Genomic DNA, 24177 nt, shown 5'->3' on the forward strand with positions numbered 1-24177 from the left:
GCGGCGGCCCTCTCCCCCGAGGGGCGCAGGTCATGCTCCGCAGGACGCCACGCGAGGCAGGAGACCCAAGGTGACGGAACATGATCGTCCGTCGGTAGAGTCGGCTGCGCTGCGCGTCGTGCTGAGCAACGACGAGGAGCAGTACGCGATCTGGCCCACCGATCGCCGGATTCCGGCCGGGTGGCGTCGGATCGGCGGACCGGCGTCCGCCGCGTGGTGCGGCAGCCTCGTCGACCGTCTGTGGACCGACATGCGGCCCGCAAGCGTCCGCGCCGAGCGGCGGCCCCCGGGATCCGGGCCGAGCACCGTGCCCGCGCTGGTCCGGGAGCGGGCCCGCCGTGAGCCGTCCGCTCTCGCGGTGCTCTCGGACGAGGGTCGGCTCAGCTATGCCGAGCTGACCTGCCGCGCCGACCGGCTTGCCCACGAGTTGCAGGAGGCGGGCGTCGAGGCGGAGTCCGTCGTCACCGTGTGCCTTGACCGCGTGCCCGAGCTGGTCGTCGCGCTGCTGGCGGTGCTGAGCTCCGGCGGCGCGTTCCTGCCCCTCGACCCCGCGACTCCGCGGCAACGGATGACCGGACTGGTCGGGGAGACCGGTTCACGCCTCATCGTCTCGAGCCGCGAGCACGCCCCGATGTTCGCCGGGTGCGAGGCCCGGATCGTCCACGCCGACGAACCGGCCGCGCAGGCGCCGCCGGAGGGACCGCGGCCGGCCCCCGGCCCCCGGCCGGACGACCTCGCCTACGTGATCTACACCTCCGGATCCACCGGACCTCCCAAGGGAGTGATGATCACCCACCGGTCGCTGGCCCACTCCCTCACCGCGGTGGCCCGGGCATACGAACTGACGCCCGGCGACCGGGTGCTGCACGCCGCGGCGCTCGGCTTCGACACATCACTGGAGCAGCTCTTCGCCACGCTGATCAGCGGCGCCACACTCGTCCTCGCGGGAACACATACGTGGGCGCCCACCGACCTGCTGCACCGCCTCCCGGAGCACGGGATCACCGTCGCCGACCTGACCCCCGCCTACTGGCATCGGATCGTCTCCGTCCTGGACCACGACGAGAACCTCGCGTCGCTGAGGCTCGTCATCGTCGGCGGCGAGATCGTCACCGCGAAGGACTGCCGCGCCATTCTGCACCGGGTCCCCGGCGCGCGGCTCGTCAACGCCTACGGGCTCACCGAGACCACCATCACCTCCACGCTCTGCGACCTGAACGAGGAAGTGCTCACCGCGCCGGACACCGCCGTCGCCCCGATCGGCAGGCCCCTGGAGGGGAATCACGTCCACGTGCTCGACGCCGAACTGCGCCCGGTGCCGCCGGGCGAGCGCGGCGAGATCTACATCGGCGGCGCGGGGCTGGCGCGCGGTATCTGGCGGCAACCCGCCCTGACCGCACAGCAGTTCCTGCCCGACCCGCACGGCTCGGCGCCGGGGGACCGGATGTATCGCACCGGGGATCTGGGCCGCCGGCGCTCGGACGGCAGCCTGGAAGTCCTGGGCCGGGTCGACGACCAGATGAAGATCCGCGGGTTCCGGATCGATCCGGCCGAGGTCGAGGCCGCGCTCGTCTCCCACCCGGAGATCGGCCAGGCGATGGTGGTGGCCCGGACACGCGCCGGCGGCGACCGGGACCTCATCGCGTACTTCACGCCGGCCTCGCCGCTTGCCGGCGGCGAGGCGGTGCTGCGCGCACGACTGCGGTCGGCACTCGCCGAGGTCCTGCCGGGCTACATGATCCCGGCAGCCTTCCACTCGGTGGAGCGGCTGCCCGTCACGCCCGGCGGAAAGCTCGACCGCAGGGCCGTACCGGAACCCGTGACCGCGGCGCCGACGACTGGCGCCGACAACCATCCGGTACCGCAGGGAATGGCCCAGTTGTGGGGCCAGATCCTGGATGTGGACTATGTCCGTCCGCACGACGACTTCTTCGAGTTGGGCGGCAACTCGCTGCTGGCCATGGAGATGCTCGCCCGGACCCGCGTCGTATTCGGCATCAGCATCACGCAGATCCGCGACCTGACCCGTTCACTGCTGCGGAATCCGACGCTCGCCGCGTTCGCCGAGTCCGTGCGCCAGGCACGTGCCGGCACGCTGGCCCACCCGAACGGCGGGAGCGTCGACTTCGCCGCCGAGGCCGATCGGCGCATTCCGGCCGTGGGCCGTGGCGCACCGCCTCCCGACCCCCGGCGCCCGGGCGACGTCCTCCTCACCGGGGCGACGGGTTTCTGCGGCGCGCACATGATCGACGAGCTGCTGCGCAGGACGACGGGACGGATCCTCTGCCTGGTCAGGGCCTCAGACGACCAGCACGGCATGGAGCGGATCCGCGCGAGCCACCAGCGGTACGTCCTGAGCGATCTGTCCAGCGAGCGCGTCCAGCCGGTCGTCGGCAACCTGGGCAAGCCCGGACTGGGGCTGTCCCCAAGCCGGTTCGAGGAGCTGGGATCGACCATCGCCGCCGTCTACCACTTCGGCGGCCAGGTCAACTTCATCTACCCGTACCACGAGTTGCGCGCGGCCAACGTCGACGGAACATACGAGATCATCCGCCTCGCCGCCGACCGGGCCGTCCCCGTCCACTTCACCTCCAGCATGGCGGTGCTCGCCGGATTCGGGCCGGCCGGGGTGCGCAGGGTGACGGAGAGCACCCCGCTGCGCTTCCCCGAGTATCTGTCGGTGGGATACGTGGAGACGAAATGGGTCGCCGAGGCGCTGCTGAAGAAGGCGTCCGACGCAGGCCTGCCGGTCGCCGTCTACCGCCTGATGGACATCACGGGCAGCAGCGGAACCGGCGTGATGAACCCCAGCAGCGAGATGGCCGCACTCATCAACTTCATCGCGCGGACCGGGCTGTGTCCCGACGTCCGGCTGCCGCTGGACTTCCTGCCGGCTGACCATCTCGCCCGCGCCATCGGGCACATCTCCACCCGCCGTCCCGCTCGCGGAGAGGTCTACCACCTCGCCAACCCCCGGTTCACGCTGCTGGATTCACTCGGCGAGCGCCTACGACTGCGGGGTTACCCGATCCAGGAGATCCCGTACCCCGAGTGGACCGCCGCTCTGGTGAAGTACGCGGCCGGCCACCCCACCGACCCGATCACCCCGTTCGTCCCGCTCTTCGTCGACCGGTGCGCCCGCGCCGACATCACGGTGAGCGAGATGTACTTCCAGGGCGTTTTCCCGGAGTTCACCCGCGGCAACGCGGAGCGGGCGCTGATGGAAGCCGGGATCGACATTCCGCCGGTGGACGCGGAGATGATGGACCGTCAGATCGACTTCCTCCAACAGGCCGAGAACGTCCGGCCGGTGAAGAGCCGAGGCCAGGGAGCGGCACGGTGGTGAGCCGGTGTCCTGACTGGGACGCGCTGGACGTGCTGGAAGCGGCGCCCGACGGTCCGGTGGCCTTCAGCGCCGACCTGAGTCCCGCCGGCCTTCTGGCGGCATACCGTGCCGGGGTCTATCCGTTCCCGGCATCCGACGAGTACACCCGTGCCCTGAACGAGGTGGTCTTCGCCGATCAGGTCCAAGAGGGCCGCATCCGGCTCGTGGGGGAGGAATCGGCCGATCCTTACGCCGTCTCCTGGTGGTCGCCCGACCCCAGGCCGGTGTTGCCCGTCTCGGGCCCGCACCTCAGCCGGAGCCTCGCTCGGCGGCTGCGCAACCGGCTGCCGTGGTCGACCAGCCTGGACCGGGGGTTCGAGCAGGTCGTCCGCGAATGCCGCGCCGGCCGCACTCCCCTTTGGATCACCGAAGAGCTGATCGCAAGCTTGGTCCGCCTGCACGATCTGGGTCATGCCCACAGCGTCGAGGTGTGGGAGGACGGCAATCTGGTCGGCGGCGTCTTCGGCGTCCAGGTCGGATCGGTCTTCAGCATGGACTCGATGTTCTTCCACCGTCCCGGTGCCTCGAAGGTCGCGGTGACCGACCTCGCGGCGCGCTTCGCACAGGCCGGCGGCGTACTGCTCGACGCGCAGCGGGACAGCCCGCACGTCCGCAGCCTGGGCGCCATTCTCGTACCGCGAGAGCAGTACGTGCGACACCTGCGCCGCGCCGCGCGCGACAGCCTCCCGATGCCCACCGCCACCTTGCCCGTCCGCCGCCTCGCCCAGCCGACGGGATCGCGCTGACCGGTCTGGATGCTTGCGGCGACGTAGTTGCCGGTCAGAAAGTCTCTCTCTCAGCACCGAACCAGCACGGGTACGCGGCCTGCTCCCTGATGACGTGCGACCCAGCGCGGTCGCTGAACGACTTCATGCCGACGAGCCCGACGTACGCGTCGGTCAGCTCGCGCCCACGTGCGGAAGCCGGTGGCCCTGCGGCGGTCGTCGCATCCTGGCGGGCGCCCCGGCAAGGTGGTGAGCACGGCCCCACCCGACGCGGCCTGGTGTGGGCGAAGCGACCCCCGGTGTTATTCAATGAGGTGTGCGGTCAGGGATCTCGGTGCCCCGACGCACGGGTCCGAGTGCAGCCCCGGCGCTGCGCCGGGGATTGCTGAGGGAGCCGCATGGACTCCACACCCTCCCCCTCGTCCTCTTCGCCGTTTCACCAGGTCAGCAGCGCCCTGGGGCGCTACATCCCGCGCGGCGGAGCGGCAGCGGCGGCCGGTCCTGCGAACGCGCGGGGCGACCACGCCACCAGCCAACGCGCACCCGACGACCCGGCAGCCGACCGTCAGGATCAGATTCTCGGCGTGATCAGCCTGGACAGGGATCTGAGAATCACTCGCAGCAATCTGGACGCCCCCGTATTCGCGGGTCTGGACGCCTTGGCCGGGAGTCCTTTCGCCGATCTCCTGCCCGTCGGGGACGTACCGACGGTCACACGGCGGTTGCGGCAGGTCCTGGAGATCGGTGAGGCACACGTCGCCCGGATCCAGCGCCTGCGGCGCGCCGACGGGTCGGAGCTGGTGGTCTCGCTGAGCATCCTGCCCGCCGCGGCGCCTCAGGAGGGCTTGACCGTCTCCGTGATCGCCATGGCCAGGAGGCTGCACCTGTACGCCGCCGAGACCGCGATCGGCACCTCGCTGGACATCGGCGAGACCGCGCAATCGCTGGCGGAGTCCCTGCTGGCCTGGGGAGACGTGGCCGCCGTCGACCTCGACTTCGCCGTGTGGACCGGCGAGGGTGTCACCGAGCACGGGCAGGGGCGCATCCGACTACGGCGGGCAGCCCTGGTGCCGGACCGGGCGTGGCCCGAGGGTTACGTGACTCCGGGCGGCGATCTTCCGAGCGACGCGAGTCGCCTTCTGGCGCAGGCGGTACGGCGGGACGATGCCCCGCAGCCCATCGTCATACCCGACCGGGAGGCGGTCGAGCGGCTACTCGGCAGTCAGCGAGTGATCCGTGCCCTGGTGCCCGGTGACCGGTCGGCGAGTGTGGCGTGCGTACCGCTGGTCCTGGACGGCGCGCCACCCGTCGTGCTGGGCCTGGCGGAGGTCTGGCGGCGGTCGGACCGCCCCTTCCGCGACAGCGAGTTGTTCGACCTGCAGGAACTGGTGGCCAGGACCGCCCATCACGTCGACCTGGCCCGTCAACACCAGCGCGAGCACACGCAGGTGCTGGCGTTGCAGCGTCGGCTGCTGCCCCGGACCGGGGGCCACACCATTGAGATCGCCAGCATCTACCAGCCCGCCACGCCCGACAGCGCGGGCGTCGGCGGCGACTGGGTGAACAGCTTTCCGCTGCCGGACGGCCGTACCGCGCTGGTAGTCGGTGACGTCGTGGGGCACGGCCTGGGAGCCGCGGCAACCATGGGCCAGCTGAGCATGGAGGCCCGCGCGCTGCTGTCCGCGGGGCTGGCACCCGACGAGGTGCTGGAGCACCTGGACGAGACCGTGACGCTGCTGGACGACGCGGAGTCCGGGCTGGCGGCCGGCTACAGCGCCCTCGGCTCCACCTGCTGCATCGCCCTCTACGACCCGGTCAGCCGCCACGTGACGCTCTCCAGCGCGGGCCACCTCCCTCCGGTCCTGGTGCTTCCAGACGGGCACGCGGGCCTGCTCGCGGTCCGCCCTCACCCCGGCCTGGGCGCCGAGTTCGCGCTGCGGGAGCCGTTCGACGTGCGCACGTTCGATGCACCCCCGGGCTCCCTACTCGCCCTCTACACCGACGGCCTGGTGGAGGATCCGGCCCTGTCGATCGACGACGGCATCAGCAGGCTGGCGGATGCCGTGTCCACGGTGCACCCCTGGGATGCCCTGCAGCAGGCCGCACTGCACGTCGTCTCCGCGCTGGCGCCCGTGCGCCAGCGCGACGACGTGACCCTGCTGCTCGCGCGCATGATCGGCTACCGCAAGGGGGACACAGCTACCTGGCGGCTACCCGCTCGCAACGACGCGCCCGCACGTGCCCGCGCGCACGTCTCCGCACTGCTGCGGCAATGGCACACCAGGAGCGACACTCAGGACGACGTGCCGCTGCTGGTCAGCGAGCTGGTCACGAACGCGGTGCGCTTCGCCACCGGTCCCATCACGATACGACTGATCAGGGCCGGTGGTGGTCACGGCCTGCTGTGCGAGGTGGGCGACACCGGCAACGGCAGGCCGCGTCTGAGCCGGGGCGGCCTCCTCGACGACGGCGGGCGTGGCCTGCACATCGTGCACCGGCTCACCACCCGGTGGGGGGTGCGGTGGACGGACACCGGCAAGGTGGTCTGGGCGGAAGTCGCAAGATGACGCGACTGCGGGGCGGGGCACGGCCGGGCGTACGCGGGCGCGGCGAGGGCAGGGGCGGCGTGCGCGTCAGCCGGCGCCACCGTCGTACGGACGGTGCCCTCAGCGGTACCGGTGACCGGTGATGCGGGCGGCCTGTTCGCCGCCCCGGGTGGCGCGGGCTCGCACTACAGCCACTCCCCTTCCAGGGCGGTTGCGGTGAGGCCCGGTGCCGCCGCGTACAGGACGGCGCGACTGCCCGACTTCTGTCCGGCGTCGTGCGCCCGCCTCAGGATGTCGAACACGGCCGCGCCTCCGCGGTTGCCGCTGGTGTAGCTGTCCCGGCTGTAGTCCAGCAGCCCGGACGGCCACGCGTCGGGCATCGTCTGCTCCATGTACTCCAGCACCCGAGTCCCGCCGGGGTGCGCGAGCAGCACGTCGGGGTGCCAGGAGTCGGGGTCGTCCTGGTAACGGCCGCTCAGCCACTCCCACATCGCGGCGACCGTCTCCTGCACGGCGCGCGGCCCGCGCCGGTCCATCACGAAGTGGGTGCCGTCCGCCCGCGTTTCCAGGCGGTGCAGGTCTTGGGTGTCGGGCACGGTGTGGTGCCAGGCCGCGTCCAGCCGCAGCACCGACTCGCGCCTCGGGCGGCCCGTGACCACCGCGGCGACCGCGGTGTCCGCGAACAACAACCGGACGATCAGGGACTCGAGGGTGTCGTCCGCCGGCTGGTAGGTCGTGCTCAGCGCCTCCGCGATCACGACCAGGACCACCCGATCGGGGTCCGCGGCCACGAGATCAGCCGCCAGGGCCAGGGAGCGGGTCCCCGCGACACAGGCCCACTGCGTGGCCGGCAGCAGCATCACGTCGTTGCGGAGCGCAAGCTTGTTGGCCAGGGCTATGTCCAGACCGGGCAGCGCCGGGGTGGTGGAGTGACTGGTGATCAGGCAGTCGACGTCCGAGGCGTCCAGCCCGGCGATCTGCAGGGCCCCGCGCGCCGCACGCTCCCCGTAGGACTGCACGGCCTCCCAGGCCGGCGCGGTGCGCTCCTGGACGGTCTGCGGCGCGGGTATCGCCTCGAGGGCGGCGATCACGCGGTCCACGTCCTGCCGGGTGAACCCGTCGCGTGCCAGCGCCTCTTGGGCGGCCCCGATGCCGACGGCCTGCAGGCCGCTGCCGTCACCGGGCGCGACGGCGGTCTCCAGCGGCAGCATCCACCCCCGGGTCTCGATGCCCGTACTGGCCGCGATGCCGTCGATCCGCGACGCCCACGCCGCATGCGGGTGCCGGTCGCGCACCTCCGCCACGATCTGGCTGGTCTCCACGGCGTTCTCGCCGTGTATCACGGCAGGAGGACAGAGGTAAGCGGCCATGAGGGGCACCTTTCCGGGGGAACAAGGAGGAACGTCACGAGGGCTGTGTCATGGGCCGCTTTGGAAATACGCGCCCATGCCGATGGGCTCCACTTCGGGAGTCGCTGTCCAGGTCGAGCATGGACGCGAAAGGGACATTTCCGCTGTGACTAACCCAACTTGGGCGGCCTTTTGAGGGCGTGATACGGCACACACCTCTGAAACAGAGGGCCCCCGGAGCGGTTCCACAGGCCTTACCTGACTCGCCGTCAGTCGGGGGGGTTGCCCGGTCCGGGCACGCACCGCCGACGGGCCGGTGTCGGCGCCCGCCGTGACGGTCCCGCGGAGACGGCCCCGGATCCACGCCGGAGACGGGGACTGAACAGTGCCGGATGCGGGGACGGGCAGTCGTTGCCAACCCGGTGCGCCACGACGCGGCACCCAGCTGCCGGCCCCGCAAAATCGGGCGATCACAGAACGACTCAAGGACGCATGAAACCGCCCTCCGAGGACAGAGCCACGGAGATCCGTCCCTCCAGGACGAGGTCCGTTACGGAGCCTTGACTGCATTGGTCCGGTCCAATAGCGTCGCCCCCGCACAGAACTCCACACGGCTCAACACCCGCACGCCGTCACCTGCGTTGATGGTGCGTCCGCCGTTCAAGTGACGAAACCCGGCCGCCCGCTGCGGGACTGACTGTCCACGGCAGCCCAGGCGCGCCGGTCTCCGCCCTGCTCGTCGTCATCCAGATCCCCAAGTGCGCCTTCACCGCTCACCGTTGACGGAGCTCACCAGGGTGACCCAGCGGACAGCCACGATCACGCCTTCCCCCCGGAGGTCCGACCCATGCAATTACCCTCTGCAAGACCGCGGCGCCGCGGATGGAAGAGAGCGCTGACTCTGATTCCCGTCGCCGTCATGACGGTCGCGGCCACCGTCACCGGGACGATGAGCGCCGAAGCGGCGGTGCCCCCGACGCCGTCGGGCTTCACGCTCACTTGGAGCGACGACTTCAACGGCGCGTCCGGCACCGGCATCGACCAGAATCTGTGGAAGTACGACACCGGGCCGGGCAGTAATTTCGGTACCGGTGAGATCGAGACCATGACCAACAGCACCTCGAACGTCTACTACGACGGCCAGGGGCATCTGGTGCTGCAGGCGCTGCACTCCGGTTCCGACCCGCGGGGCGGATGGACCTCCGGTCGCGTGGAGACCCAGTCGGCGGCCTTCGGCGCCCCGGCCGGCGGAGTCGTACGTATGGAGTCCGTCCTCCAGCAGCCCAACGTGACCACCGCCAACGGCGCGGGCTACTGGCCGGCGTTCTGGATGCTCGGCGCGCCACTGCGCGACGGTGTGACCTGGCCGAAGTCCGGCGAGATCGACATCATGGAGGACATCAACGGCCGCAGCTCCGATTTCAGCACCCTCCACTGCGGGGTGAACCCGGGCGGGCCGTGCAACGAGTCCACGGGCATCGGCTCGGGTGAACGTGCCTGTGCCGGCTGTCAGACCGGCTTCCACGACTACGCGGCGGAGATCGACCGCTCGGTGTCGCCGGAGCAGATCAGGTTCTACCTCGACGGCAACAACTTCTTCACCGTCAACGCCAACCAGGTGGACGCGACGACCTGGGCCGACGCGGTCGACCACCCCTTCTTCATCATCTACGACCTGGCGATGGGCGGCGGATTCCCGGACGCCTTCGGCGGGGGCCCGAACGCGTCCACGGTCTCCGGCGGAAAGCTGGTCGTCGACTCGGTGGCCGTCTACAACAAGGGGCCTGGCTCCGGCGGTGGCGGCGGCGGTTCGACGACCGGCCAGACGATCACCGGACCGGGCGGCAAGTGTGTCGACGTGGCGGGTGACGACACCGGCGGCGACGGCACCGCAGTGCAGCTGTGGGACTGCCAGTCGGCGGCCAAGGACCAGCACTGGACCTGGAACGGCCAGACCCTCCAGACCCTCGGCAAATGCCTGGACATCGCTGGCGGCAACAGCGCCGCGGGTACGAAGTTGCAGCTCGCCACGTGCAACAGCGGCGGCTACCAGGCATGGGTGCGGCAGTCCGACGGCACGCTACGGAACCCGGCCAGCGGCCGGTGCATCGACTCTCCGTCGGGCGCCACCGCGAACGGCACACGCCTCCAGATCTGGGACTGCAACAGCTCCGGCGCCCAGAACTTCGCCATCGGTACCCCGATCTACGGACCGGGCGGCAAGTGCGTGGACGTGGCGGGTGACGACACCGGTGGTGACGGCACCGCCGTCCAGTTGTGGGACTGCCAGCAGGCGACCTCGCTCGACCAGAAGTGGACGTGGAGCGGCCAGACCCTGCGCACGCTGGGCAAATGCCTGGACATCGCAGGCGGTGTCAACGCGGCCGGCACACCGCTCCAGCTGGCCAACTGCAACGGCGGTGCCTACCAGAACTGGGTCGCCAACGCCGATGGCTCGATGTCCAACCCGGCCAGCGGCCGGTGCATCGACTCACCGTCGGGCGCCACCGCGAACGGCACACGTCTCCAGATCTGGGACTGCAACAGCTCCGGCGCCCAGAAGTTCGCCCTGGCATGAGAGGGAGGAGGCTCACGGCCCCCGGCAGGAGCCTCCTCTTCGCGTGAACTGAGGTCGGGTACATCGAAGGTCAGCACTCAGCCGGTGAGGCCCATCGATGTACCCCACCGCTTCGGCCACGTGCCGCCGCACGGCAAGGCTCACCATGCGTCTGCCGCACCGGGCGGCGTGCCGCGGTCCGGCCCAGGGCCTGTCACTCCCTCCAGGACAGGTCCTAGAAGTCGTCGGCGCCGTTGCGGAGTTCGGGAGTCCAGTAGCCGGTGGCCCACTTCGCGGAGTCGACGGCGATGCCGTCGGCGCCAGGGGCCCTGACGGTGGCCGGATCGCTGCCGCCCTGGACTGTCACGGAGAAGGCGATCACAGGCTCCGTGTCCTCGTCCTTGCCACCGTCCGACAGCTTCACGACAGCGTAGGCGGGTGCCCCGGCGGACAGGACGACGGGAGCGGCCGGCTTGCTCTTGGCCACGGCGGGCACGTTCTCGCGGTGCCCTTCCAGGAACTGGATCTCGGGGAAGCCGTTCATCCGGCAGCTGTGACCCGAGGTGTTCTTGGCCGTCAGGACGATGTGCGTGTAGGGCGGGCCGTCCTTGTAGGCCGCGCTGATGGCGACGTCCTTGGTCGTGCAGGCCGGCGTGGAGCCAGAAGCTGATCCGGTACCCGATCCCGATGCCGAACCCGATCCGGAGCCGGTCGAGGTCGCGTCCGCCGAACCACCGGCGGTGCCGGCGTTCTTGGCACTGCCCGCGTTGTGCGTGGGCGCCGTCGAGGAGGCTGCCCCGGCGGAGCTCGTGGTCTCCTGGCCCGAGGACTTCACACCGGAGCCGTCGGGCCCACAGGCGGTGAGGGCCAGGGTCAGCATGGCCGTGGTCGTGGCGGCGAGCAACGTGGTGCGATTACGGATGGTGCTCACGAAGGTTCCCCCGAGAGAGTGCGTGCGGCGAACGCCGGGTCATACGGCGTGCCGCCCCTGAACTGCTGACATGCATCAGTCTTGGGCTCGGCGCTCACGTGACGCTGATGTCGCACTGGCGTACCGCTGACGTCCACGGTGTGACCGTACGCACACAGATGTCAGTCGTCGTCGGAGATCCGGCGCACCGCTTCCTCGTACCGTCTGCGGTAGCCCGCGCAGGGGCGTACCCGCAGCAGGGTCGCCAGGGCCCGTACGGCGCCCTCGTCGTAACCGGCGCGTTCGGCCTCCTCGGCGGCCCGGTCCAGCAGCAGGATCCCCTCGCTGTCCGCGCCGAGCGCCAGTTGTGCCTCACCGCTGACGGTCAGCAGCAGCGCGCGGCGCGCCGCCTCCTCGTGCTCGGGGCCGAGATCGAGGGCCGCACGGGCCGATCGCAGCGCCTCTCGGGGCCGGCCCGCGACGAGCTGAATCCGGGCGAGGTGCTGGAGCGCGAGCATCTCGGTGTGCGCGTCGGATTCCCCCTGGGCCAGCACGACGGCCCGGGCGCAGTTCTCCAGTGCGGCCTCGATGTCACCCTCCGCGGCTTCGACGACGGCGAGATTGATCAACGCGGTCGCCTCGCCGAGCCGGTCGCCCGCCTGCCGGGCGAGTGGCGGCGAGAGTTCCAGCAGAGCGAGGGCCTCGACCGGCCTGCCTTCCTCGCTCAGCACCCAGCCGAGCAGGGTGAGTACACGCGATTGAGCGTACGGGTCGCACTGGGCGCGGGCGCATTCCAACGCGATGTTCAGCAACGGCACCCAGTTGTCCCTTACCCGCCACACCACTTGGGGCCATTGGAGCAGGATGATGCGCCAGGCACGGTCGTCGAGACCAGCGGCACGAGCCGCGACGACGGCCAGGGTCAGGTCGTCGCGTTCGGTGGCCAGCCAGTGCATGGCCGCCGCCCGGTCGGTGAAGTCCCGCACGGCGACGGGACGGCAGAAGCCGTCCGGCAGCGTGAAGCAGGGTTCGCCCCCCGGCTGAGCGGTGTCGGCGGCGGCGAGCGCGGTCGCGATGTAGTGGTCGAGGACGCCGGTGAGGGCCTCATGCCCGGATCCGGGATCAAGGGTGCGGGCGTAGAGACGTACCAGGTCGTGGAGTTCCCACCGCCCGGCCCCCGTCTCGGTCACCAGGTGGGCGGCGGCGAGGCGCTCAAGCGCCGCGGCGGCGACGCGTGGGGCCGTACCGGCGAGTGCCGCGGCGGTGAAGGGATCGAAGTGCGAACCGGGATGATGGCCGAGGCGGGTGAACTGATGCAGAGCGTCGGGCGACAGTTGCTGCACGGTCAGGCGCAGCGCGGCGGAGACACTGGTGTCGTCGACGTCGAGGTAGGTCAGCCTGCTCTGCTCGTCGGCGAGTTCGGCGGCGAGTTCGGCGAGCGTCCGTTGCGGGCGTCCGGCCAGCCGGGCGGCGGTGACGCGCAGGGCGAGGGGCAGTCCGCCGCACAGTTCGGTGAGTCTGCGCGCCGCCGCCGGTTCGGCCAGAACTCTGTCCTTGCCGAGCACACCGACCAACAGCTCGGTGCCGTCCTGGGGTTCGAGGCTGTCCAGGGGGACGGCGCTGGCCGCCTCGGAAGCGACGAGACCGTCCAGCCGGTGCCTGCTGGTGACCAGGGTGACGCAGTCGGCGCCACTCGGCAGAAGCGCCCGGACGGTGGCGGAGTCACGGACGTTGTCGAGTATGACGAGCAGGCGTCGCCGTTGGGTCAGGGAACGGAAGAGCGCGGCCGCGGCCGACGCCGATTCGGGCACACGGCGCGGGGGTACACCGAGCGCCGGCAGGAACTCGCGGAGGACTTCCGTGAGTGCGGCTTCGCCGGTGTCGCTGAATCCGCGCAGATCAGCGAAAAGCAGCCCGTCCGGGAACATGGCGGCGTTGTGGTGGGCCCACTGCACGGCGAGCGCGGTCTTGCCCACCCCGGGCAGCCCGGTGACCAGGCAGATGGGTGCCTCGGCAGCGGCGACCCGGGTCAGCTCGGCCAGTTCGGCCTCCCGTCCGTGGAAACCCCGGGGTGCCCGCGGCAGCAGATCCTTGGGGTACGACAGGTCGACCAGCGGGGGGAGGGGGACAGGTCCGGAGCGCGCGGACGTCGGCACGGCGCCACCGGTACGGAGTTCCGGCGCCGGGAGCGCAAAGCCGTCGGACGCGCGGTCGGTGGACGAGCCGGCCGGATGCGGACCGTACGGCTCCGGCCGGTCTCCGGCCCTTTGGCGTCCCTGCCCCTGAGGCCCTGGCATCTGATGTCCCGAACCTGGGCGTTCCTGGCCTTGGTGCCCCTCTGGCGGGTGTCCCGGCGGCGGGTCTTCCGCCGCTCGGGGCGCGGTCGTGTTCCGGCCGGGCTCGGCGGCCTGTCGACCGGCTCCGCCTCGTATCCGCCCGGGCGGTGCGGCGGCCGAGTCCGGCGAAGTGTCCGGCCCGCCCTGCGGGCGGGGGTCGCCCCGCAGGATCAGCGCATGCACCTGGGCGAGTTCGCTCCCGGGGTCGACACCGAGTTCGTCGACGAGCAGCCGTCTGGTGCGGTTGAACCAGTCCAGTGCCTCCGACTGACGTCCGGCCCGGTACAGCGCGGTCATCAGGGAGGCCGCCAATGGCTCCCGCATGGGGTGGACGACCGCTACCGTGCGCAGGACGGCCGCGGCCTGGTCGTGTTCCCCCAACGTGGTGTGTGCGCGCGCCAGTTGTTCGACGGCCGCCACCCGTGACTCCTCCAGCGAGTGCGCGGCGGCCTGGAGCGCCGGGCCGGGGAACGTGCCCGCGAGTGCGGGGCCCTGCCACAAGGAAAGGGCGTCCTTGAGCATCGACATCGCGTCGCGCGTGTCCTGCTGCTCCTTGGCCAGTGCGAGGAGTTCCTCGAACCTGTATGAATCCAGAAGGGTTTCGGGCGACCGCAGGGTGTACGCGTCGCCCAGTGTGGCCAGTTCGACCCCGTAGTCGGCGGCGTCCCCACGGGCCAGCAGGGCACGTATCTGCGAAATGTGTCCCTGAATGACGCTACGGGCGTGCAGTGGTGGTGCGTCGTCCCACAGACAGTCCGTCAGACGAGCTACGGGTACGGGCGTGTTGACCGAGAGCAGCAGTGCTGCGAGGAGGCTGCGGCGTTTGGCCGGGCCCAGGGACAGCGGCCCCACGAGGGTGTCGACGGACACCATACCGAGCAGCCGGAACTCCACAGGGTGAGGTCACTTTCAGGTGGGGGGAATCGAGGCGGAAACGAAGTCCCAGGATATCGGGGGTACGGAGAGACACTGATGAGGTGCATCGGTCTCCGGCCACAGGACCGGCTTCTTGCAGGGTCGTCCCAGGCGGGCCAACAGCAACGGCCCCATCCGGGAGTACCTGCGCAGGAGGGGCATCCGCCACACCATCCCGGAGAGGACCGACGGCAGGCCGTCCGTCCGCGCAAGGCTCACGCGGCGGACGGCCACTCGCATGCGACGCGCACGGCCGACGAGGGGGGCCAGGTCACTCACTCGCGTCGGCGATCTCCATGTCGATGACCTCGCCCTCCTCAGCACGGAGCTGAACCTATGAGGCAGCGACCCACGCAACCTGGCGCGCTCGACGTCCGCCAGTACGGTCGACAGACCGGGCGAGATGACGCTCAGCCGGGCATCGTCCTTGACTGCCGGGACTCATGTTCGGCCAGACAGTCCTAGCCGGCCCGGCAGCTCAGGACCGGCGTACCGGCGCCACCCGGCGTCGCACCGAACCCGAAGCCGGTCGAGGTGCCGACCGCGATGGCGCCGTTGTGGTCGGCGTTGGTCGCGGTCACCGTCCTGCCCACCTGACTGTAGGACGCGTTCCACATCCCGGAGATGGTGGTCTGGCTGCCCGGCCACTCCCACGTGACCTGCCACGACTTGGTCGTCGAGGAGCCCGTGTTGGTGACCGTGATGTCGGCGTTGAAGCCACTGCCCCAGTCGCTGCTCACCTTGTAGGCGGCACTGCATCCGCTGGAGCCGCCCCCGGTGCCGGCGGTCGTCGCGGTGACCGACGCGGACGCTGCAGAGGTGTTGCCCGCCGCGTCGCGAGCCCGCACGGTGTAGTCGTAGCGGGTCCCCGCAGTGAGGCCAGTATCGGTGAAGGACGTGCCGGTGACCTCACCCGCCTTGGCCGTGCCACGGTAGACGTCGTAGCCGGTCACCCCCGTGTCGTCGGTGGAGGCTTTCCAGGACAGGGACACACTCGACGCGGTGGTAGCGGTCACGGCCAGTCCGGTCGGTGTCGAGGGCGCGGTCGTATCTCCGCCTCCCCCGCCTCCGGTGAAGCCCGGTGCCTTGATGGATGCCAGGTAGCCGTCCTTCACGGTGTCCACGGTCTGCCAGTCGTCCTTGAGGATGCCTCCCGTGTCGCCGGAGTTCGGATTCCACGACCAGAAGGTCCAGTTGAAGCTGTCGGCCCCGTATGTGTTCGTGGGGCGCAGGTAGTCGACGAGGGCCGCGAGCCACTTCTGGTCGACCGTCGACTGCAAGGTGGTCCCGAACTCGCCGAGCCAGACGGGGGCGATGTTCTGCTTGAAGATGTAGCCCCAGTTCTTGTCCCAGACGGCCGGCATGTTCGCCGGGAACGACGGGTCGCTGAACCACGGTTGCTGCGCGACGCTGGTGGCGTAGTCGTGGGCCGAGTAGACCAGGCGGTTGGCGACGCTCAGCCGCACCGGCGCGGTCGCGACCCCGGCGAGATTGCCGCCCCACCAGGTGCTCTGGCCGTTCACCGTCTGGACGCCCTCGACGAAGATCAGCAGGCTGGGGTTGACGGACAGGACCGCGTTCCCGGCCCGTTCTGCCGCGAGCCGCCAGTCGGTGCTCGTGTCGCCGCATCCCCAGCAGGCGGGGTCGTGCGGCTCGTTGTGCAGGTCGATCCCGATCACGGCGGTGTTGCCCTGGTAGCGCGTCGCCAGGGCCTTGAGGTCGGCGATCCACGTCGCCTCGGGGACGGCGGAGGTGTACCAGAGCGCCGACTGGGCCGAGGAGTCGGGCCTATGACGGTCGAGTACGACCTTGAGACCGATCGAGCCCGCGTAGTCGACGATCTTGTCCATCACCTGGAGCGAGTTGAGACCTTGCAGGTCGGAGTTCAGACCGTTGGCGTAGGTGATGCCGTTGGGCTGGGTGCCCTTGAAGATGTCGTCGCTGTAGGGCAGGCGGATGGTGTTGTAGCCCAGGGTCTTCATCTGGTCGACCATCGACTTGTAGTCACGCGACCAGAGGCCGTGCACAACGTAGTTGGAGGTCTCGAACCCGAACCAGTTGACGCCCGCCATGCGCACCGGCTGGTTCTGCGCGTCGAGGATGCGGCGGCCCTCGGTGTGCCAGTATCCGGCGCCGGACGCGGCTGCCGCGGGCGACGGGGACGAGGGGGCGGCGGCCGCCTGCGCGGGCACCGCCACCGTGATCGGAACGAGAGCCGCGAGGGCCGCGGTGAGGAGCGCGAGCAGGGTGCGCCTGACGCGGAATGGGGGTGGGTGACGCATGGTGGGGGTCCTCTCCGGGTGGGAGCGCTCCCATTCTTGGGCGCGCGTCTCCGGGGGCGGGCAGGCGGATGGGCGTCCGGCATGACGGCTCCCGCGGACCGGCAGGAGTGTCCCGCTCCCGACGGCCGGCTCGTCGAAGCCGGACTGCGCACATGGAAGCCACTAAGCGTGTTCGCGTCAATACCTCACGCGGCGATCGTGTCCCGCCGCGGACTTGTCGACCATGAGCGCGCTCTGCTCAGGCCACGCCCGCGCCACTGCGGCCATGGGGCCATGCCCCCGCCTTCCGGATTCTCCGTCGGACGCTTCCCGTGCCTCCTCCGCCTTCGCGCCCGCCGCGACCTGGCACGCACACGGGCGGCCCGCGAGCGAGCCACGGCACGAGGTCGTTGAGTGACGGAGCGTCAGTAGCCCATCTTTCGCACGGGTGTTGACATCCACAGGCCGAACGCCGCACCTTGGGAGCGCTCCCACCATCACCCCCATGTCCCCGCCGTCACATCAGTGACCGGGCACCGTCCACGCGCGCCGGAAACGCCGGTCCCGCGTCCGGACGACGCCGCGGCGCGCTCATGTCCGGCGGCCCTGCAGCTCCAGCTTGCGCGACGCACACGGTCGCACCTTCGTCATGCCTGAACGCAACGCCCGTCCGGCGGAGTTCCGTCCGGTGTGCCCGAGCCGCGGCATACCGGGTGGCCGCCGGCGACCCCGCACGCCGACCGTACCCGCCTGCTCTCCCCAGGAGATGGCCGATGCCTTCCCGTAGACCCGACTCCACCGTGCGCCGAAGCGGACCGAAGCGGACCGCCGCTCTGGCCGTCGGTGCCCTCCTCGGAGCCCTGTCCGTCACCGCCCTTCCGACGACCGCGACGGCGGCCGCCAAACTCGACAATCCCTACGTCGGCGCGAAGGCCTACGTGAATCCCGACTGGTCGGCCAAGGCCGCGGCCGAGCCGGGCGGTTCGGCCATCTCCGACCAGCCCACCTTCGTCTGGCTGGACCGGATGGCCGCGATCCAGGGCACCGCCGACGCCCGCGGCCTGAAGGCGCACCTCGACGCGGCCAAGGCGCAGGGCGCCAACCTCGTCCAGTTGGTCATCTACGACCTGCCGGGCCGGGACTGCGCGGCCCTCGCCTCCAACGGCGAACTGGGTCCCGACGACCTGGCCACCTACCAGAGCAGTTACATCGACCCGATCGCGGCGATCCTCGCCGACCCGGCCTACGCGAGCCTGCGGATCGTCAACCTCATCGAGCCGGACTCGCTGCCCAACCTCGTGACCAACGCGGGCGGCACCGCCGGCTCCACCACCCAGTGCGCCACCATGAAGGCGAACGGCAACTACGAGAAGGGCGTCGGTTACGCCCTCCACAAGCTCGGGGCGCTGCCCAACGCCTACAACTACATCGACGCCGGCCACCACGGCTGGCTCGGCTGGGACAGCAACCTCACCCCGGCGGCCCAGGAGTTCAAGAAGGCCGCCACCACCAACGGCGCCACCGTGAACGATGTGACGGGCTTCATCGTGAACACCGCGAACTACTCCGCCACCAAAGAGCCGTACGTGAAGGTGACGGACACGGTGAACGGCCAGACGGTGCGCCAGTCGAAGTGGATCGACTGGAACCAGTACGACGACGAGAGCTCCTACGCGCAGGGCCTGCGCACCGCGCTCGTCGCGCAGGGCTTCGACTCCGGCATCGGCATGCTCGTCGACACCTCGCGCAACGGCTGGGGCGGTTCGGCCCGGCCGACCGGTCCCGGCCCGACGACCAGCGTCGACGCGTACGTGGACGGCGGTCGCATCGACCGGCGCATCCACGCCGGAAACTGGTGCAACCAGAGCGGGGCAGGTCTCGGCGAGCGCCCGACGACCGCACCCGACACCGGAATCGACGCCTACGTGTGGGCCAAGCCTCCGGGCGAGTCCGACGGGGCCAGCCAGGCCGTCGCCAACGACGAGGGCAAGGGCTTCGACCAGATGTGCGACCCCACGTACACCGGGAACGCGCGCAACGGGAACAACCTCACCGGAGCACTGCCCAACTCCCCGCTCGCCGGGCACTGGTTCTCCGCCCAGTTCCGTCAGCTGCTCGCCAACGCCAACCCGCCGGTGAGCGGATCGGGCGGCGGCGGTGACACGCAGGCTCCCACCGTTCCCGCCGGCCTCACGGTCAGCTCCACGACGAGTAACAGCGTCTCCCTGAGCTGGAGTGCGTCCACGGACAACACCGCGGTCACGGGATACGACGTCTACCGCGACGGCACCAAGGTCGGCAGCGCCACCGCAACCTCCTACACCGACAGCGGTCTCGCCGCCTCCACCACCTATGGCTACACCGTCAAGGCCAAGGACGCGGCCGGCAACGTCTCGGCGTCGTCCGCGACAGTGTCCGCCACCACCAAGGCGTCGAGCGGGGGAGGAGGGTCGTCGGGTCTCAAGGCGCAGTACAAGAACAACGACTCCTCCACCGCCGACAACCAGGTCAAGCCCGGTCTCAAGCTGGTCAACGGAGGTTCCGGCGCGGTCGACCTGTCCAAGGTGACCATCCGCTACTGGTTCACCGGGGAGTCCTCCTCCGCCGGCTACCAGACCTTCTGCGACTGGGCGCAGCTCGGCTGCTCCACGGTGAAGACTTCGGTGAGCGCCGTTTCCCCGAGCCGCACGGGCGCGGACCACTACCTGGAGGTGGGCTTCAACTCCGGTTCGCTGGCGGCTGGAGCGGACAGCGGTGATCTGCAGCTGCGCATGGCCAAGTCGGACTGGTCGAACTTCGACGAGTCGGACGACTACAGCCGGGGCGCCAACACCGCCTACGCGGACGCGGCGAAGGTGACCGTGTACGTGTCGGGCTCCCTTGTCTGGGGCACCGAGCCGTAGAGCGGGCGGAACGGACGGGGGCCGGGGCGGTGACGCTCCGGCCCTCACGCCGTCCGTGCAGGCCGCCGCCGTGTCCACGGGTCGCGTGTCCGTCCCCCAGCAAGGAGATGCGGCCTCGTGCAGCGCATAGAGCTCGTAACAGGATCATGGGTGGGCCTTCTTGAGGCGTCGCCAGCAGATGAGGCCGCATGCCAGGGAGACGAAGGCGTCGTGGAGTTCGAGGCGTCGTTCCCATCGGATGGCGAGGCGTTTGAACTGGTGGAGGAGGGCGAAGGCCTGCTCGACGACGTAGCGGAGTTTGTGAAGCTCCGCCTGTCGTTCGCGAAGTTCAGCTGTGTGGCGTGCCTGCTACCGGTTGGCCACGAGGAAGTCCTCCAGGATCTCGACAAACCGCGCCGGCTGCTCCTCGGCCGGGTAATGGCCGCAGTCGTCGAGGACGACCCCCGTGACGTCGTCGGCCGCCAGTCGCATCGTCTGGGCGGCATTCGCGCCGCTCCACAGCGCGCCGCCGAGGGCGAGCACCGGCAGCGGCGATGGTCCGCGCCATGATCGACGGTTTGCGGGCGATGCTGGAGCAGGCGTTGCTGGCGGCGGGGGCCGGTGAGCAGGAGGCGGCAGAGCTGGCGTTGTGCACGCTGGCGACGAACAAATCTCTGGCGGTGCTGAGCCGCGCCGGCTTCTCGGGCGAAGACCTGGCAACCGTCGCGGCAGCCGCCGCAAAGAATGCCAAGGCTCCGCCGAACCGGCCGTCCGAACCGTCGGGGCCGCGATAGGCGGGAACGACTCCGTCGCCAATGGATCTGCAGAGACCTTGGGGCAGCCGGCGGCTCGGCAGGAAGTGACTCGGCCCAGCCCTCATAGGGGCTGAGCCGACGCTGGCGACGAAATCGTCCCACCGGGGGAAGAAGCTGACCTGAGCCGCCTCGGTCTTCGGGCACTTGTAGGGGGATAGGGCGGCCGGTACCGCGAACCTCTGGCCGTTGGGTCAGCGGGCTCGGGTTGCCCTCACCGGCTCGGCTGGTTCGGTCGAACGATTCGAGGCTCTCTTGAGGGTCACAAGAGGTGAACTGATCGGACAGACACCTCCGATCAGGGACATGGCCACCTCACGGCGACGATGGTCGCGCCGGAGCCTTCGTCTGGTTGATGTCGCCGATCGTCTGCCACAGCTGCAGCGCCCGCCGTCGGTGCTGGTGCGCCAGGTGGTGAACGCCGGCGGCGGCGTCCAGGTCGCCGATCAGTTGCCAGCAGGCGGCCTCGTCCTGGCGGTCGCCGTGCCGGTGGAACAGGCCCGCCGCGCGCTCCAACGCCGGGCTCGCCCGGTCCCGGTCGCGTTGACCGGCGTACACGCGGCCGACTTCCAGCAGCGTGTACGCGACGCACCGCTCGTCGGCCAGATTCTCGAAGGTGGCCAACGCCTGCCACAGGCAGCGCAGCGCCTCGTCCGGATCACCACGCCGATCGTGCAGCCGGCTGAACCGCCGCAGCACCACGGCCACGCGATGCCCGTCGTCCAGCGCCTCGGCCTGGCTCAACGCCCCGTCGAACCAGAACTCCGCCTCGTCGAGCTTGCCCTGCATGAGCTTCATCACGGCCATGGAGCAGGACAGCTGCGCTTCGATGTGCCGGTCGCCCTCACCGGCCGCGATGGCCAGCGCGTGCTCGACACGTTCGAGGGCTTCGTCGTCACGGCCCTGCACCCGGCTGACCGTACCCAGCATGGCCATCGACAGCGCCTCGCCGCGTTTGTCCCCACCGTCCTGACACAGCCCGAGGGATGACTCCAGGGCCCGGGCGGCCCGATCGAACTCATCCTGGTAGATGTGCAGTTGGCCAAGACCGCGTAGCAGCACCGATGAGCCGCGCGCATTGCCGGCGGCCTCGGCCGCGTCCAACGCGAGCCGGTGCCCGTGCTGCCAGTCCTGATAAAGACACCGGTGGTCGTAGTAGGTCGACGCGCCGGCCGCCAGCTCCCAGGCCAACTCGTCCAGGCCCCAGTCCACGGCCAGTCTCACCGCGCCGAGCAGGTTGTCGCGTTCCGCGTCGAACCAGCCGAGCGGGTCGGCCATCAGCCGGTCCACGACCGCATCGGGCAGCGACCGGCGCGGTGCCGAACCGGGCGCGGCTGCCAGCAGCCCGGCCGCCGGCAGCCGATCGGTGCCGCGCCCGATCAGCTCAAGCCAGACGGACAGCACCCGGATGATCGCGTCCCGCTTGTCTTCCGTCGGCAGCGGGGCGGCGATCTCCACGGCACAGGTCCTGATCAGGTCGTGCAGCCGGTAACGCGGCTCGCCGAGGAGGTCGGTGGCGGTCAGCCGCACCAGGCTGGCGTCGACGAGGCTGTCCAGCACCTCCTCGGCGTCCGAGCGGTCGAGCAGCGGGCCGACCACCCAGCCGGGCAGGGTGTGGGCGCCGAGCAGACCCAGCAGGCTCAGCGCGCGCACCGCATCGGCCGGCAGCAGCCGTAAGCTCAGTTCGACGCTGGCTCGCACGCTGAGGTCCCCGATCCTCAGCTCGGCCAGCCTCCGGGACTCGTCCTCGATCCGTTCCCGCAGCACCCGCAGCGACCAAGCCGGGCGGCCCGTGAGCTTGCCGCTGGCGATGCGGATCGCCAGCGGCAGGTTGCCGCAGCAGTCGAGGATCGCATCGGCCTCCCCTGGTTCCCGCTCGACCCGCCGCCACCCGACAATTCCCGTGAACAACTCCCGCGCCTCTGCGGGGCTCAGCACGTCCAGGTCGATGTGCCGAGCGCCGGGAAGTTGCGTCAGCAGAGTGCGGCTGGTGATCAACACGGCACAGCCATCGGCCGCGGGCAGCAAGGGCAGCACCTGATCGGCGTGACCGGCATCGTCCAGCACCACCAGCATGCGGCGGTCCACCAGCAACGACCGGTAGAGCGCAGCCCGCTCGGCCAGGCCGTTCGGGATCGCGCTGCCGGCGATCGAGAGCGCGCGCAGTGCCTCGGCCAGCATCAGCCCCGGGTCCCGCGGCTCATCGGATGTCCCCGCGAGGTTGAGGTAGAGCTGGCCGTCGGGGAAGTCGGCGCTCGCCAGCCGCGCAGCGTGCGTCACAAGGCAGGACTTGCCGACACCGGGACCGCCCACGATGACGGCCACCGGGGCCCGGTTCGACGCCGACCCGTCGAGCAGCCCGGTGATCTCGGCCAGTGCTTCGGCCCGGCCCACGAAGTCGTGTACGTCGAGGGGAAGTTGACGCACCGGCATCATCATCGCCGGCCCGGGGGCCACCGGGGCAGGGCTCTCCGGTGGCGTGAACGAGGGGCCAATTGCCGGGACCGTGGCCGCCAGGGCGGGATCTGCGGTCAGGATGCGCTGATGCAGCGCCTGCAGCGGCGGGGTGGGGTCGACGCCGAGTTCGTCGGCCAGTGTCCGGCGCAGCCGCTCGTACACCTGCAGCGCCTCGCCTTGTCTTCGGCACCGGTAGAGGGCGACCATCAGGTGCTCGGCGACCTGCTCGTCGTAGGGGTGCTCGTGGAGCAGAGCGGTCAGCTCGTCGATGACCTCTCGATGACGCCCCAGGTCGAGTTCGATGGCCAGGCACTGCTTCTGCGTGTCCGCACGTTTCTCGTTCAGCCGTGCCGCATCGATCTCCAGGACTTGGCTGGGAGTGTCGACCAGGGCGTCTCCGCGCCAGCAGGCCAGCGCCCGCCTCAGCGCGACCGCTGTCTCCAACGGGGTCGTGTGCCGTGCGGCGAGGTGTCGCTGGTGGTCGAACTCCAGCAGGTCGAGCTGATCTTGAGCCAGGTGGATCTCGTAGCCGCCGCGCCGCGTGCTGATCAGGGTGCCGGGTGTTCCGCAGGCGACGAGGTTGCGGCGCAGCCCGGAGACAGCGTCCTGGACCTGGCGGACCGCAGTGGCGGGCGCGTTCGTGTCCCACATCACGGCGACGAGCCGTTCCATGGCGACGATGTTGTTGGCGTCGATCAGAAGTGCCGCCAGCATCTTGGCCTGCCGCGGCCCGTTCAACGGGACCGCGCGTCCGGCGATCTGGGCGTGTAACGGCCCCAGTAAGCCGAATTTCATGCTCCCCCTGGTACGTGACGATTAGCGCCGATTCCCCCGGCCGACCTCGTACTAGGACGAATCTAGGACGACCGACGGATCTGTGTCCATAGCGTCTCTGCAGCACGGCTCACCGAAGACGTTGAGCAGGCAATGAGTGCGGAGGGTGCTTTCGCCCGGTACCTCGGCAGCGTCCGGGCCGGTATCCCGGGAGCAGAAGCCATCTCCCCGATTCATGGGGCACCGGTTGCCCCCTGAAGCTCGTCGC

At 70.3% G+C, this 24177-nt stretch carries 12 protein-coding genes; 7 read left to right on the forward strand and 5 right to left on the reverse strand.

The genetic code is table 11. From position 1 onward, the window contains the following. The first annotated feature begins 70 nt into the window (after positions 1-70). The 3 genes from ACZ4N5_RS33980 to ACZ4N5_RS33990 all read left to right on the forward strand — a co-directional run bounded on the left by ACZ4N5_RS33980 (position 71) and on the right by ACZ4N5_RS33990 (position 6677). Positions 71-3346, forward strand: coding sequence for an amino acid adenylation domain-containing protein (locus ACZ4N5_RS33980; protein WP_467760874.1), 3276 nt, complete (start codon positions 71-73; stop codon positions 3344-3346). After that, on the forward strand, positions 3343-4131 hold the full coding sequence (locus ACZ4N5_RS33985; protein ID WP_467760875.1) for a leucyl/phenylalanyl-tRNA--protein transferase: 789 nt from the start codon (positions 3343-3345) through the stop codon (positions 4129-4131). Before ACZ4N5_RS33980 ends, ACZ4N5_RS33985 begins: the two co-directional genes overlap by 4 nt. Positions 4132-4508: 377 nt before the next feature. Further along, entirely contained in the window at positions 4509-6677 is a 2169-nt protein-coding gene (locus ACZ4N5_RS33990; protein ID WP_467760876.1) for an ATP-binding SpoIIE family protein phosphatase, read from the forward strand. Between the two features lie 164 nt (positions 6678-6841). Here ACZ4N5_RS33990 and ACZ4N5_RS33995 read toward each other — a convergent pair whose 3' ends face one another. Continuing rightward, positions 6842-8026, reverse strand: coding sequence for a type III polyketide synthase (locus ACZ4N5_RS33995; protein ID WP_467760877.1), 1185 nt, complete (start codon positions 8024-8026; stop codon positions 6842-6844). An 898-nt stretch (positions 8027-8924) separates the two neighbouring features. Here ACZ4N5_RS33995 and ACZ4N5_RS34000 point away from each other — a divergent pair. Continuing rightward, a complete protein-coding gene (locus tag ACZ4N5_RS34000; protein ID WP_467760878.1) occupies positions 8925-10583 on the forward strand; it encodes a ricin-type beta-trefoil lectin domain protein in 1659 nt (552 codons plus the stop codon). 214 nt (positions 10584-10797) lie between these two features. On the opposite strand, the gene ACZ4N5_RS34005 is transcribed toward ACZ4N5_RS34000, so the two are convergent. The 3 genes from ACZ4N5_RS34005 to ACZ4N5_RS34015 form a co-directional block, all read right to left on the reverse strand. Next, positions 10798-11493, reverse strand: a complete 696-nt coding sequence (locus ACZ4N5_RS34005; RefSeq protein WP_467760879.1) for a DUF4232 domain-containing protein — start codon at positions 11491-11493, stop codon at positions 10798-10800. Between the two features lie 161 nt (positions 11494-11654). Beyond that, positions 11655-14702, reverse strand: a complete 3048-nt coding sequence (locus ACZ4N5_RS34010) for an AfsR/SARP family transcriptional regulator (protein ID WP_467760880.1) — start codon at positions 14700-14702, stop codon at positions 11655-11657. A 482-nt stretch (positions 14703-15184) separates the two neighbouring features. Then, positions 15185-17005 (reverse strand): cellulase family glycosylhydrolase, encoded by a 1821-nt coding sequence (locus tag ACZ4N5_RS34015; RefSeq protein WP_467760881.1) that lies wholly within the window; start codon positions 17003-17005, stop codon positions 15185-15187. A 752-nt stretch (positions 17006-17757) separates the two neighbouring features. On the opposite strand from ACZ4N5_RS34015, the gene ACZ4N5_RS34020 reads away from it, so the two are divergent. From ACZ4N5_RS34020 to ACZ4N5_RS34030, 3 genes are all read left to right on the forward strand, one after another. Further along, positions 17758-19887, forward strand: a complete 2130-nt coding sequence (locus ACZ4N5_RS34020) for a glycoside hydrolase family 6 protein (protein ID WP_467760882.1) — start codon at positions 17758-17760, stop codon at positions 19885-19887. Between the two features lie 210 nt (positions 19888-20097). After that, on the forward strand, positions 20098-20436 hold the full coding sequence (locus ACZ4N5_RS34025; protein ID WP_467760883.1) for a hypothetical protein: 339 nt from the start codon (positions 20098-20100) through the stop codon (positions 20434-20436). Continuing rightward, on the forward strand, positions 20433-20660 hold the full coding sequence (locus tag ACZ4N5_RS34030; protein ID WP_467760884.1) for a hypothetical protein: 228 nt from the start codon (positions 20433-20435) through the stop codon (positions 20658-20660). The genes ACZ4N5_RS34025 and ACZ4N5_RS34030 overlap by 4 nt, the downstream gene beginning before the upstream one ends. A gap of 333 nt (positions 20661-20993) precedes the next feature. Here the strand turns inward: ACZ4N5_RS34030 and ACZ4N5_RS34035 are convergent, their stop codons facing one another. Beyond that, positions 20994-23930 (reverse strand): AfsR/SARP family transcriptional regulator, encoded by a 2937-nt coding sequence (locus ACZ4N5_RS34035; protein ID WP_467760885.1) that lies wholly within the window; start codon positions 23928-23930, stop codon positions 20994-20996. Positions 23931-24177 lie beyond the last annotated feature (247 nt).

This window comes from Streptomyces sp. NPDC026500 (assembly GCF_055567635.1).

Excerpts from the sequence above, each read along its gene's own strand:
- ACZ4N5_RS33990 (WP_467760876.1), top strand. The coding sequence starts at position 4,509 with ATGGACTCCACACCCTCCCCCTCGTCCTCTTCGCCGTTTCACCAGGTC.
- ACZ4N5_RS33995 (WP_467760877.1), bottom strand. The coding sequence starts at position 8,026 with ATGGCCGCTTACCTCTGTCCTCCTGCCGTGATACACGGCGAGAACGCC.
- ACZ4N5_RS34000 (WP_467760878.1), top strand. The coding sequence starts at position 8,925 with ATGACGGTCGCGGCCACCGTCACCGGGACGATGAGCGCCGAAGCGGCG.
- ACZ4N5_RS34015 (WP_467760881.1), bottom strand. The coding sequence starts at position 17,005 with ATGCGTCACCCACCCCCATTCCGCGTCAGGCGCACCCTGCTCGCGCTC.
- ACZ4N5_RS34020 (WP_467760882.1), top strand. The coding sequence starts at position 17,758 with ATGCCTTCCCGTAGACCCGACTCCACCGTGCGCCGAAGCGGACCGAAG.
- ACZ4N5_RS34030 (WP_467760884.1), top strand. The coding sequence starts at position 20,433 with ATGATCGACGGTTTGCGGGCGATGCTGGAGCAGGCGTTGCTGGCGGCG.
- ACZ4N5_RS34035 (WP_467760885.1), bottom strand. The coding sequence starts at position 23,930 with ATGAAATTCGGCTTACTGGGGCCGTTACACGCCCAGATCGCCGGACGC.